The organism is Bacillus sp. MM2020_4, assembly GCF_011250555.1.
GTDB lineage: Bacteria > Bacillota > Bacilli > Bacillales > Cytobacillaceae > Neobacillus.
Genome location: NZ_JAANMZ010000001.1, coordinates 150881 through 163510, shown reverse-complemented (window position 1 = coordinate 163510; position 12630 = coordinate 150881). Strand labels below are relative to the sequence as shown.

The window sequence follows — 12630 nt, the reverse complement described above, 5'->3', positions numbered from 1 at the left end:
TAAAAATAAAATCTATTTATAGTTTTTCATTTACAACTAAAACATTATACCATAAATAAAGTGGAAACCCTAAAGCATTTTATGTAGAATAAAAAATATATCTAAAAAATATGATTGTTACCGTTTACTATTGAAGGGATCTGAAAAAATGAAAAGTGTAAAATGGCCTTTACTTATGTATGCAATACTTGCTGCAGCTAGTATCATGGGAATCGGTATTGCTATTAGTGAAAAAAGTTTACTGGGAGCAATTGGCTGTATTTTAGCAGTTATTGTCATCATGGGACTAGGATTTAAAACAAAAAGAAAAATGCGTGAAAGTGGAGAATTATGAGAAAAGTGGAAGCGCCCTGGTCAGCGGCGTATGGCCTGGAGCGCTCCAACTGAGATAAAGGAAACACGAAGAGCGTCAGCGATTCGATGTTGACTTATCTTAGGGCGGAGGGCGAAGGACACTAGCCGCTAGGGTGCTGGAGCTGGACAATTCTCAAAGTTAAAAATTATACTTTCTTATCTCTTAAAAAAGAAGCCAAATGGCTTCTTTTTTTTACGATTGACCTGCCTTTAAATAATCCTTTAAGATTTCTTGATGTAAACCGGGATTTGCCGTGAAAAGTGAATCTTGGGAAAGAAAATTATGTTTTTCCCCCTTTAAATTAGTTACTACTCCACCTAATTCTTCTACAATAACTGCTCCTGCAGCAATGTCCCATGGCGATAATCGCATCGAAAGATAGGCATCCACCCTCCCTGTTGCAACAAACACCAATTCAAGTGCAGCTGTCCCGTAGGATCTGGTCCCTCTGGCATTTCTAACTAATGGAATCAACAAATTATGATCGATACGATGATTCTCCATTACCCATGTGGCATTAAGGGCAATGATGGATTCCTTCACTTTTGATTCCTTAAGTACTGGTAGTTGTTTTCCATTTAAAAAAGCACCCTTGCCCCGAATTGCATGATACAATTCATCATGGACCACATCATAAACGAGGCCAATTTGGCCAATTCCATTTTCGTAAATCCCTATGGATATCGCAAAGTTCCTTTGTTGATGGATAAAATTCATCGTTCCATCAATGGGATCAATTAACCAGACAATTCCATCAAGGCTGTTCAGTTCATCACCAAATCCTTCTTCCCCCATAATTCTATGCTCCGGATACATCCCCCTAATTTTATTTATAAAAAATTGTTCAATTTCCTTATCCATATTTGTCACAAGATCGTTGGCGTTTGACTTTGTTTCAATACTTAATGTCTTCTCAAAGGATAAACGTATCCTGTTTCCTGCTTCCTTTACCCATTCTTTTGCATAAGTATCAATTTCTTCCCAATTCATAATACCCCTCCATTTCCCGATTTCTATTGTATGTAGTATCAAGCATGCTCTATTATTTGATGTACCTTTAGCTTAATCAAATTGATGAAACACAGCAACTTATAGCTCCCTATACGTTCAAAATATCACATATCTGCACAATAATAAACGAACTCCTCGCAATCATTTTTGGAGTCCGTTTTAGATAAGCAAATAATTTATTCTTTTTGGGTTCATTCTAATTTATTACTCCTTTGATTAAAATATCCCCAATCAATCAAAGAGCTTTAAATCGTAATAATTCCTGACGGATTTTTTCTAACTTTTGTTTACATTCTTTCATTTTTCTCTCATTCTTTTCCTCAATTGCTTCAAATAATACCGCCAATTCATAATCCATTTCTAATCTCAATACCGCAGTTCTTTCTTTTTCGCCCGCTTTTTTTAATGAAGTATTCATTAATTGTTTCACCTTTCTCCTCCCCTTCCTCCATTTTGATTGACTTTTCTGATTATTTTTTTACTGTATCATATGAGGATTCTTGAAGGGTTGCAACAAATATGTGCTTTAACCTATATAAGCACCAAACTTCTTGTAATTTCGGCAATGTGCTACAATTAATGGCGAATTGCGTGTTGGAGGGATTACAGATGGAATTCAATGGATTTACAAATGAAGATTTTGATGTGTTCTTACTAGATGGGTTAGAAGCAAGAATGGACGCACTTAAAAGGACAATCCGTCCTAAATTAGAGCTTCTAGGGGCGCACTTTGCGCCATCTTTGTCTCATTTAACAGGAGATGAAATGTTTGTCCATGTGGCAAAGCATGCAAGACGGACAATCAATCCGCCAAAAGATACATGGGTGGCCTTTGCCAATAATCCTCGCGGCTATAAAATGCTGCCCCATTTCCAAATAGGCTTGTGGCATACCCATTTATTCATTTGGTTTGCCGTCATTTATGAAGCACCTCAAAAAGAGGACATGGGAGCAAGATTTACAAAAAAGGCCAATAAAATATTTAAGGAAATACCAAAAGACTACGTCTGGTCGTTAGATCATATGAAGCCTGATACAATTAAACACGGAAATTTGTCAAAAGCTGATTTGCTTACAAACTTTGCTAGACTGCAAAATGTAAAAAAGGCAGAGTTATTATGCGGTTTTACCATTGAGAGGGATCAAACCATCCAGTTAGGTTCCGAAGGGTTATTGCAGCAAATTGAGGATGTATTTAACCATGTGGCTCCCCTCTATAAAATTGCTCAAAACATGAAATAAGAAAAGCGGAAGCGCCCTGGAGCTGGGCAGTTGGAAAAACTCCCGAAATATTTTTCGGGAGTTTTTCCAGTTATTTCATGTTAATTCTGTCACCTGATGCGGATTCTTTTGCTTTTTTAATTGTTCGATAGGAAGAATATCCACTTATTTCTTCGAATTCGCCGCAAATGGTTTTTTCTTGCGCGATGCTCGGGACAATTTCTTTAAACCTTCTATAAGTCTTCATAATCTTGTCTCGTTCAATTCCCTTTTCATATGCCTGTTCAACTGCCTCAAAAAATTTAATGACATCAACAATTTCATCTGTAGACCAATTGTAATCGATCGGATATTGATATTCCATTTTTTCACCTGCTAACTTTTTCACTATAGTGAATCATACCTTTATTTTCCCCATTTTGCACGAATTTGTTCCGCATCACTAATCATTCGGGTAAAAAGATCTGTAACGGCAGGTACATCCTTAATCAGTCCCATCACCTGGCCGGCCCACGCAAAGCCTTCATTTGTTTCTCCATCATATATGTATCGTTTATTAGCGGTTCCACTGATGAAGTCCTTTAACTGATCATATTCACCCTTTGATTGCTCAATTTCAATAATTTTCTTCGTCCAGGTGTTGGCAATGGCCCTTGCCGGCGCTCCCAATGTTCGCTTGATCACCACCGTGTCTGACTCTGTTCCTTCCACTAATGTTTGTTTGTATATTTCGTGTGCATGGACACACTCTTTCGTAGCAATAAATCTCGTTCCCATTTCAATTCCTTCAGCCCCTAAACTTAAGCCTGCCATCAAGCCCCTTCCGTCACCAATCCCGCCAGAGGCGATTACTGGAATAGAAACAGCATCGACCACTTGTGGAATTAACACCATGGTACCAATATCATCTCTGCCAAGGTGGCCGCCTCCTTCTTGCCCCACGACCATAACTGCATCTGCTCCCAACTGTTCTGCCTTCATCGCCTGCCGTCTCGCTGCAACTAGGACAAGTGTTTTTATGGATGTTCCTTTTAACTGTTCAAAAATGGGGGCAGGGTTTCCGCCTGTCATCGAGACAACAGGAACGTTTTCATCAATGGCTACCTGAAGGAAATCAGCAAATGGTCTGCCATGCTGTCCAATAGCAAAATTAACCCCGAAGGGATTATTCGTTAACTCTTTTACTTTTCGAATTTCCTTTTGAAGTTGATCGGGGCTGCTTAATGACATCGCGGTAATTTGACCCAACCCTCCAGCATTTGAAACAGCCGCTGCCAATTCAGAATATGCCAAATAGGCAAGCCCTCCCTGGATAATCGGATAACGAATATTTAAAATCTCGGTCACTCTTGTTTGCCAATTCAAATGGATCCCCCCAAATAATTTGTTAATTTGTTATTTCGCCTTAAAAGGTTAAATTTCCTGTATTAATGGGAAACTAACTTGAAACAAATAAAAACAAAGAAATGTTTAAGAAATCTATGCAACCCCTTGGAATAGTGCTATAATTCCTTTTGCTTTATGTTTTATTGACCATAGTAAAGATGAGTATTTTTTCATAAAGAGGTGTAGTAATCATTGTCACAAAATCAAACACCGTTATTCAGCGGTTTAGTAGCCCATGCAAAAAGAAATCCGGTTCAATTCCATATTCCAGGCCATAAAAAAGGTACAGGAATGGATCCAGAATTTCGCCAGTTTATTGGTGATAATGCCCTTTCAATTGACCTTATTAACATTGCCCCCCTTGATGATCTCCATCACCCAAAGGGAATGATTAAACAAGCACAGGATTTAGCTGCTGAAGCCTTTGGCGCAGACCATACATTCTTTTCTGTCCAGGGTACAAGCGGGGCAATTATGACCATGGTTATGGCTGTTTGCGGACCTGGGGATAAAATCATCGTACCTAGAAATGTCCATAAATCCGTTATGTCAGCGATAGTTTTTTCCGGTGCCATTCCTGTATTTATTCATCCTGAAATTGATATAGAATTAGGAATTTCCCATGGAATTACGACAGATGCTGTTGAAAAGGCACTCGAGCAACACCCAGATGCAAAAGGAGTATTAGTCATTAATCCTACCTACTTTGGTATCTCGGCAGATTTGAAGAAGATTGTAGAAATTGCCCACTCCTACCAAGTACCTGTTCTAGTTGACGAGGCACATGGTGTCCATATCCATTTCCATGATGAGCTCCCACTTTCAGCCATGCAGGCTGGTGCAGACATGGCCGCAACTAGTGTCCATAAGCTAGGAGGCTCCATGACGCAAAGCTCCATTCTAAATGTAAAAGAAGGATTGGTATCTGTTAAACATGTTCAATCGATTTTAAGCATGTTGACAACAACATCAACATCCTATTTATTATTAGCCTCACTGGATGTTGCACGCAAGCAGTTAGCAACTAAGGGAAAAGATTTGATCAGCAGAACGATACAATTAGCACAGTCCATTCGCCAACGAATCAATGAAATTGATCATATTCATTGTATTGGTGAAGAAATCTTAGGATCCAAAGCTACTTTTGATTATGATCCAACAAAACTTATTATTTCGGTAAAAGAGCTTGGTTTAACTGGCTATGAGGTTGAAAATTGGCTTAGAGAAAAACACAATATTGAAGTTGAATTATCAGACCTTTATAACATCCTTTGTATTATCGCACTCGGTGATACAGAGAATGAAGCAGCCCTATTAATTAACGCTTTAAAGGAACTTGCAGCTGAATGTGCTCATCGTCCAGAAAAAATTGAACCAGTAGAGGTTCTACTTCCTGAAATTCCAATTCTTGCATTAACACCCCGTGATGCTTTTTATGCTGAAACGGAAGTCATTCCTTTTGCTGAGTCAGAGGGCAGAATCATTGCCGAATTTGTTATGGTTTACCCACCAGGGATTCCAATCTTTATTCCCGGAGAAATCATTACAAAAGAAAACCTTCATTACATTCATGAAAATCTTGAAGCAGGATTGCCTGTTCAAGGACCTGAAGACGATGAAATTAAATTTATCCATGTGATAAAAGAGTACAAAGCAATTAAATAAAAATACAGGATTCCGAAAAGGAATCCTGTTTTCATTTTTTATAAGAATGGTTAATGAAATTATTTTTCTTCAGCAGTATGATGGTCCTCGCAACAGTTACACTTCGAATAAAGTACTGTTACTTTTTCATCTTCAAAATGATCAATAGTAGAGTTACATGTTTGGCATACAAGAGTACCCATCTGTTCAATCCCCTTTTCTTAATTGAATGATCATGAATTTTGAAAGCGTTTAAATATCCTTAATTCAATAATAATATATCACATTTAAAATTTCAAGCCTAAATTGTATGTCACATTGAATAAATTTCATTAAAAAAAGGCCCCTATTTGGGCCATTTTCAAAATACTTCACTCATATTGGGTAACAAAAGGAATAGTTGGAAGTGTAGTGCTAAAAAAATCAGCTAAATCTGCTGCCTGTTGTTTATCTGGGATACGGAATACAGTTTGAAGGTAATCAATATCTTCAATGTCTTTAGGATCGAGGAGAGTTGAACGGCCGGTTTGCATGCAGACGACAAGTGGTTTTCCAAAAAACAAATTTGTATAAATAATTCCGAAATCATATCGAGTATCCTCTGTGGTAAAACCAATGAACCTCACCTTTGCATTTTCATGCTCATCATAGAGTTTATCAAATAATTCCATTGGACCCCTACCTTTCATTTAATATTTAGAATATTATTATAATTTACTTTCTAAAAAATAACAAGAAAACACAGGTTTTATTTCGGTAAATGTTGTCAGTACTTTTTAATCAATGCTAGAATAGAATTGCATAATCAATAGACATTAGGGGGGGAATGATGATGGCTGAAAACGCATTTATTAAGCTAGTGCCCTCATCTGCAAAACAAACAGTAACAATTGATGAGGTAATGGACTTATTTCATTACTATAAAAATATTACTACTAAAACGGGTGACCAATTGAATTGGCAGTACGGTGATTCCGCCTTTCCGTATGAAATTAAAGAAACAGAAGAAGGCAAAGGAAAGTGGTTTTATTTAAAATCAAATCATGAGCGCTATTATGCTATCTTAATTGGTATTGACAAAGAATCGGTTCGTAGTGAGGATGGACAGGAAAGCGAGCAGGTGAACATTCAAATTACACTCCCAGAACAATCTACACATGGAGACAAAGGAAAGGCAAACGAATTTGCCAAATTCCTTGCTAAAAAGCTGCAAGGTGAATTGCATCTTTTTAACGAAAGAATCATGTATTACTATCCAAGAAAGTAAAGGCTCCTGTACGGAGCTTTTTTAATGTAAAAATTGGAACAATGTATAATGGATGGAAGTATAAATGACTAAACTCAGTACAGTTATAAAGAGCCCTTTTCGCTTTGATTTTGTTACTTGGTTTCCTAATAAAAAGGCCAGATAAAAAAATATAAAAAACATCATTACCTTATAAATGAGCTGATCATGCTTTGAGATAAATTCTATCAGTGTATACCCACTCCAAATAATAAACTGGAGCAATAATACCACATAGTTTCTCATATTTATCACCACTCATAATCTATTGATCTTAAGAATGAGCAAAGACATCTAGTGTTATAAGTATATGTTCTGGAAGGATGGGATATATTTCATTTTTAATGGACTTTCACATTTTTGGAAATGACCCTTCAATCCTTAATTACTAAACTAATTCGCCAAATAAAAATAAAGTCCTTTCATCTTTTCGATGAAAGGACTTTATTTTTTTATTATTTAATAATATGGATTGGGGTTCCAAGAGCAACTTCTGCTGCTTCCATTGTAATCTCACCAAGTGTTGGATGTGCATGGATCGTCATCGCTAAATCTTCAGCAGTCATGCCAGCTTCAATCGCTAAGCCTAACTCGGCAATCATGTCTGATGCACTTGCTCCAGCAATCTGGGCGCCAATCACAAGACCATCTTCTTTACGTGTAATCAATTTTAAGAAACCATCGCCGCTATCAAGTGAAAGGGCACGTCCATTTGCTGCAAATGGGAATTTAGCAGCATTTACTTCAATACCCTCTTCTTTAGCTTGTGCTTCTGTATATCCAACCGATGCTAACTCAGGTTCTGAGAAGACAACAGCCGGAATTCCTAAGTAATCAATTTCAGAAGGATGACCAGAAATTGCTTCGGCAGCAATCTTAGCTTCATATGATGCTTTATGTGCTAATTGTGGTCCTTGAACAACATCACCAATCGCATAAATATTGCTTACATTCGTGCGACATTGTTTGTCGATTTCAATTAGACCACGATCGCTTAGTTTTACACCTGCTTGTTCTAAGCCCATTTCATCAGTGTTTGGACGGCGGCCAACCATGACGAAAACATAATCAGCTTCGATTTTCTTTTCTTCGCCTTTTGTTTCGAAAGTGACAACCACACCGTTTTCTGTCTCTTCAACGCCTTTAGCCAATGCTTTTGTATAGAATTCCGCACCCTTTTTCTTCATGCTGCGTTTAACAAGTGCTGCCATTTGTTTATCAAAAACACCAAGACCTAAAATTTCATCAGCGCCTTCAAGGATCGTCACTTGACTGCCAAAGTTTGCGTAGGCACCGCCAAGCTCAATTCCGATTACACCGCCGCCAATGACAACGATTTTTTCAGGGACCTCATTAAGGTTAAGAGCTCCAGTAGAATTTAGAACACGTTTTGTATACTTAAAAGTAGGAAGCTCAATCGGACGTGAACCTGTCGCGATAATCGCGTTTTTAAACGTATACGTTTGAGCTGAATTTTCATCCATTACACGAAGTGTATTAGCATCAACAAAGTATGCTTCACCATTGACAATATTGACTTTATTTCCTTTTAATAATCCTGCCACACCGCCTGTTAATTTTTTAACGATTCCGGCTTTAAATTCCTGAACCTTGGAAAAATCAACTTTTACGTTTTCAGCAGTAATTCCGAAAGACTCAGAATGTAGCGCTGTTTCGTACCGATGACCTGCTGCTATTAATGCTTTTGATGGAATACAACCGACATTTAAACAAACGCCGCCTACATATTCCTTTTCAACAATCGTTACTTTTTGTCCCAGCTGGGCGGCACGAATGGCTGCCACGTACCCTCCAGGGCCTGCACCGATGACTATAGTATCTGTTTCAATTGGGAAATCTCCAACGACCATTAGATTACGCCTCCATTAACAATAGTTCAGGATCGTTCAATAAACGTTTAATATGATTTAATGCATTTTGAGCTGTTGCGCCGTCAATCATCCGGTGATCAAAACTTAATGAAAGTGCCAAAACAGGTGCAGCAACAATTTCACCATTTTTCACAATTGGTTTTTCTGCAATACGTCCAACACCTAAAATGGCTACCTCAGGGTGGTTTATAACAGGTGTAAACCATTGTCCGCCTGCAGAACCAATGTTCGAAATCGTGCATGATGCACCTTTCATTTCATGTGGAGCAAGTTTACCGTCACGTGCTTTGCCAGCTAATTCATTAATTTCATTTGAAATAGTGAAAACTGATTTACGGTCTGCATCCTTTACAACTGGTACTAACAAGCCTTTATCTGTATCCGCTGCAATCCCAATATTGTAGTAATGCTTATGAATGATTTCACTTGTTGCATCATCAAGTGATGTGTTTAATGCTGGGAATTCACGTAATGCGCTTGTTAAAGCCTTTACGATGTATGGCAAGAAAGTAAGCTTAATACCTTTCGCAGCAGCAACTTCCTTAAATTTCTTACGATGTGTGACAAGTTTTGCCACATCCACTTCATCCATCAAAGTTACATGTGGTGCCGTGTGTTTAGAATTAACCATTGCCTTAGCAATTGCTTTACGAATACCGCTCATTTTCTCTCTTGTTTCTGGGTATTCGCCTTGTGGAATTGGAGCAGCCTTTGGAGCCTCTGTTTTGGCTTCTTCAGGAGCTGGAGCTGTCGTTGTTTCTGAAGCTTGAACAGCTGCACCGCCGTTTAAGAATGCATCAATATCTGTCTTTAGTACACGTCCGTTATCTCCGGAACCGGCAACAAGACGAATTTCAACACCTTTTTCACGCGCATATTTACGAACAGATGGCATCGCAATTACTCGACGATTCGGATCAACCTCTGCTTGTTGCTCTGCTTCTGCTGCCGGAGCTGCAGTCTCTTGTTTTACTTCTTGTGCAGGTGCTGCAGGTGCTGCTTCTTGTTTTGGAGCTTCTTCAGCATGCTCATCGCCTTTAAATTGTAAGTTTTCATAACCTGGTGCATCAAAAGTAACGAGAACCTGACCAACAGTAGCTACAGTTCCTTCTCCAACTAAAACTTCCTGAACTGTACCTTCAACTGGGGACGGAATTTCTACTACCGCTTTATCATTTTGTATTTCGCATAGGACATCATCCTCTTGGACTTTATCACCTGGCTTTACAAACCATTTGACGATTTCCCCTTCATGAATACCTTCACCGATGTCAGGCATTTTAAATTGAAATGACACTGAGATTCATCTCCTATTTTTACATAAATTTTTGTCAACTTTGCTATGATGAAAAATGGGAAAAGAAAAGCCTTTTCCCGAATATGATTGTCGAACTTTACGAAAGTATCCTGCAAAGATTTAGAAATTTAATACCTTTTTAGCTGTTTCGATTATATCCTTATAGTTAGGAAGCCAAACGGATTCCGCTTGCGGGAAAGCAAATACAGTATCTGGTGCCGCAACACGCAGTACAGGTGCTTCTAAGCTCAAGATGGCACGGTCATTAATTTCTGCAACAACATTTGCTGCAATCCCGGCTTGTTTTTGTGCTTCTTGAACAACAATTGCACGTCCTGTTTTTTCTACAGAGGCAATAATCGTTTCAATATCAATTGGGCTAATTGTTCGTAAATCGATTACTTCAGCAGAGTACCCTTCTTTCTCGAGCTCTTCTGCAGCTTTTAATGATTCGTGAACCATTGCCCCATAAGTAATGATGGATACATCTTTACCTTCTCGTTTCACATCCGCTTTCCCTAATGGGATGGTATATTCCTCTTCAGGTACTTCCTGACGGAATGAACGATATAACTTCATGTGCTCAAGGAAAATAACCGGATCATTATCACGGATAGATGATATTAGAAGACCTTTGGCGTCATATGGTGTTGACGGAATAACGACCTTCACACCTGGTGATTGTGCCATTAGACCTTCTAAACTGTCAGCGTGCATATCGGGTGTATGTACGCCGCCTCCAAAAGGCGAACGGAATGTTACCGGAGCATTAAATTTTCCGCCTGTACGATAGCGAAGTCGGGCAGCCTGGCCAGAAATGGAGTCCATTACTTCAAAGACAAACCCGAAGAATTGGATTTCTGGTACTGGTCGGAATCCTTGTAAACTAAGTCCGACTGCTAAACCACCAATACCTGATTCAGCAAGTGGTGTGTCAAATACACGATCTTCGCCAAATTCGTTTTGCAGTCCTTCTGTCGCACGGAATACACCGCCATTTAAACCTACATCTTCCCCGAATACTAACACATTCGGATCATTACGTAATTCCGTACGTAATGCATCTGTAATTGCTTGGATCATTGTCATTTGAGCCATGGCTTACTTCGACTCCTTTTCTTTATAAATTTCAAATTGTTCTTTTAAGTTAAAAGGCATATCTTCATGCATAATAGAGATAAGATCTGTCACCTTTTGTTTAGGAGCAGCATCAGCAATTTTGATTGCCTCTTTAATATCTTCTTTGGCTTGTTCAATTACTTGATTTTCCTTTTCTTCACTCCATAGTCCTTTATTTTCAAGGAACTTACGGAAACGAACAAGCGGATCTTTCTTCTCCCACTCATTGTCAAGGTCAGCGGTACGATAACGAGTCGGGTCATCGCCAGCCATTGTATGCGGGCCATAACGGTATGTTAAAGTTTCGATGAGTGTTGGACCTTCACCATTAAGCGCACGCACGCGAGCATCATGTGTTGCCGCATAAACAGCCAATGGATCCATACCGTCAACTACGATACCAGGAATTCCAGCTGCAACAGCTTTTTGTGCCAATGTATTGGCCGCTGTTTGTTTTTCACGAGGCGTTGAAATAGCAAAACGGTTGTTTTGAATAATAAAGATCGCAGGAGCTTTAAATGCACCGGCAAAGTTAATTCCTTCATAGAAATCACCTTGTGATGTACCACCGTCACCTGTATAGGTAATAGCAACTGCTTTTGCTCCGCGTTTTTTCATACCAAGTGCAACACCGGCAGTCTGAACATATTGGGCTCCGATAATGATTTGTGGAATCGCAATATTAACTCCTTCAGGAATCTGCCCGCCTTGAAAATGGCCCCTTGACCATAAAAATGCTTGGGATAACGGTAATCCATGCCATACAATCTGCGGAACATCACGATATCCAGGTAAAATAAAGTCTTCTTTTTCAAGGGCAAACTGTGAAGCCAATTGAGAAGCTTCCTGTCCGGCAGTTGGGGCATAGAAACCCAATCTTCCTTGACGGTTTAAAGAAATGGAACGCTGATCAAGGATTCTTGTATACACCATACGGCGCATTAATTCCTGAAGTTGTTCATCAGTTAGGTTAGGCATTGCAGCTTCGTTAACTACCTCACCTTGTTCATTTAGAATTTGAAGCGTTTGAAATTGATCTTCTACAGTCTCGAGCGCTACTTTCGCATCAAGCTGGGCGTTCTTAAGTTTAGAAGCCATTTTGGTCACCTCTTCCTTTCTATTCAGAGCTTAATTTTTTAAAAATAAATCCACTAAGTTAGATTACCCAAAAAACACAGATTAAAAGCGCAATAGCAATTTGATAAAACATGATAGGATTATCCCATCATCATTTTATTCTGTATTACTCTTTTATGTAACTTCATTAATACAACTTTTCAGCTCACTTATGAGTTTACATCAATAATTTTGACTCGTCAAATACTAAGTATCATTATTTTTCACCATAAACATGATAAAAATATTAAATTCAATTTTGGCAACTGTATCACCATTAATCCAAAAACTGTTATATAAAATC

At 38.6% G+C, this 12630-nt stretch carries 14 protein-coding genes; 4 read left to right on the top strand and 10 right to left on the bottom strand.

Annotated features, from left to right (window positions below):
• Positions 1-148: 148 nt before the first annotated feature.
• The gene (locus G6554_RS00830) at positions 149-334 is read left to right on the top strand and encodes a YlaF family protein (protein ID WP_166237784.1); all 186 of its coding nucleotides are present in this window, start codon (positions 149-151) and stop codon (positions 332-334) included.
• A 213-nt stretch (positions 335-547) separates the two neighbouring features.
• On the opposite strand, the gene G6554_RS00825 is transcribed toward G6554_RS00830, so the two are convergent.
• Both G6554_RS00825 and G6554_RS00820 read right to left on the bottom strand, forming a co-directional pair.
• Complete coding sequence (locus G6554_RS00825; RefSeq protein WP_207627469.1) at positions 548-1345, bottom strand: inositol monophosphatase family protein; 798 nt, start codon at positions 1343-1345, stop codon at positions 548-550.
• A gap of 256 nt (positions 1346-1601) precedes the next feature.
• Complete coding sequence (locus G6554_RS00820) at positions 1602-1796, bottom strand: hypothetical protein (protein ID WP_166237782.1); 195 nt, start codon at positions 1794-1796, stop codon at positions 1602-1604.
• A 179-nt stretch (positions 1797-1975) separates the two neighbouring features.
• Between G6554_RS00820 and G6554_RS00815 the strand changes: the two genes are divergently transcribed.
• On the top strand, positions 1976-2608 hold the full coding sequence (locus G6554_RS00815) for a YktB family protein (protein WP_166237780.1): 633 nt from the start codon (positions 1976-1978) through the stop codon (positions 2606-2608).
• A 70-nt stretch (positions 2609-2678) separates the two neighbouring features.
• Here the strand turns inward: G6554_RS00815 and G6554_RS00810 are convergent, their stop codons facing one another.
• Positions 2679-2951, bottom strand: a complete 273-nt coding sequence (locus tag G6554_RS00810) for a UPF0223 family protein (protein WP_166237778.1) — start codon at positions 2949-2951, stop codon at positions 2679-2681.
• Positions 2952-2992: 41 nt separating this feature from the next.
• The gene (locus tag G6554_RS00805; RefSeq protein ID WP_166237776.1) at positions 2993-3952 is read right to left on the bottom strand and encodes an NAD(P)H-dependent flavin oxidoreductase; all 960 of its coding nucleotides are present in this window, start codon (positions 3950-3952) and stop codon (positions 2993-2995) included.
• 213 nt (positions 3953-4165) lie between these two features.
• Between G6554_RS00805 and G6554_RS00800 the strand changes: the two genes are divergently transcribed.
• Complete coding sequence (locus G6554_RS00800) at positions 4166-5638, top strand: aminotransferase class I/II-fold pyridoxal phosphate-dependent enzyme (RefSeq protein WP_166237774.1); 1473 nt, start codon at positions 4166-4168, stop codon at positions 5636-5638.
• 59 nt (positions 5639-5697) lie between these two features.
• Here the strand turns inward: G6554_RS00800 and G6554_RS00795 are convergent, their stop codons facing one another.
• Both G6554_RS00795 and G6554_RS00790 read right to left on the bottom strand, forming a co-directional pair.
• Positions 5698-5820, bottom strand: coding sequence for a GapA-binding peptide SR1P (locus G6554_RS00795; RefSeq protein WP_166237772.1), 123 nt, complete (start codon positions 5818-5820; stop codon positions 5698-5700).
• Positions 5821-5988: 168 nt separating this feature from the next.
• Positions 5989-6288: a DUF3055 domain-containing protein gene (locus G6554_RS00790; RefSeq protein WP_166237770.1), complete on the bottom strand. Its 300-nt coding sequence runs from the start codon at positions 6286-6288 to the stop codon at positions 5989-5991.
• Between the two features lie 161 nt (positions 6289-6449).
• Between G6554_RS00790 and G6554_RS00785 the strand changes: the two genes are divergently transcribed.
• Positions 6450-6884, top strand: coding sequence for a DUF1885 family protein (locus G6554_RS00785; RefSeq protein WP_207343100.1), 435 nt, complete (start codon positions 6450-6452; stop codon positions 6882-6884).
• A 473-nt stretch (positions 6885-7357) separates the two neighbouring features.
• Here G6554_RS00785 and lpdA read toward each other — a convergent pair whose 3' ends face one another.
• The 4 genes from lpdA to pdhA all read right to left on the bottom strand — a co-directional run bounded on the left by lpdA (position 7358) and on the right by pdhA (position 12308).
• The gene (gene lpdA, locus G6554_RS00780; protein WP_166237766.1) at positions 7358-8773 is read right to left on the bottom strand and encodes a dihydrolipoyl dehydrogenase; all 1416 of its coding nucleotides are present in this window, start codon (positions 8771-8773) and stop codon (positions 7358-7360) included.
• Positions 8774-8777: 4 nt separating this feature from the next.
• A complete protein-coding gene (locus G6554_RS00775; RefSeq protein ID WP_166237764.1) occupies positions 8778-10091 on the bottom strand; it encodes a 2-oxo acid dehydrogenase subunit E2 in 1314 nt (437 codons plus the stop codon).
• 120 nt (positions 10092-10211) lie between these two features.
• Entirely contained in the window at positions 10212-11189 is a 978-nt protein-coding gene (locus G6554_RS00770) for an alpha-ketoacid dehydrogenase subunit beta (protein ID WP_166237762.1), read from the bottom strand.
• Positions 11190-11192: 3 nt separating this feature from the next.
• A complete protein-coding gene (gene pdhA, locus G6554_RS00765) occupies positions 11193-12308 on the bottom strand; it encodes a pyruvate dehydrogenase (acetyl-transferring) E1 component subunit alpha (protein ID WP_166237760.1) in 1116 nt (371 codons plus the stop codon).
• Between the last annotated feature and the right edge of the window lie 322 nt (positions 12309-12630).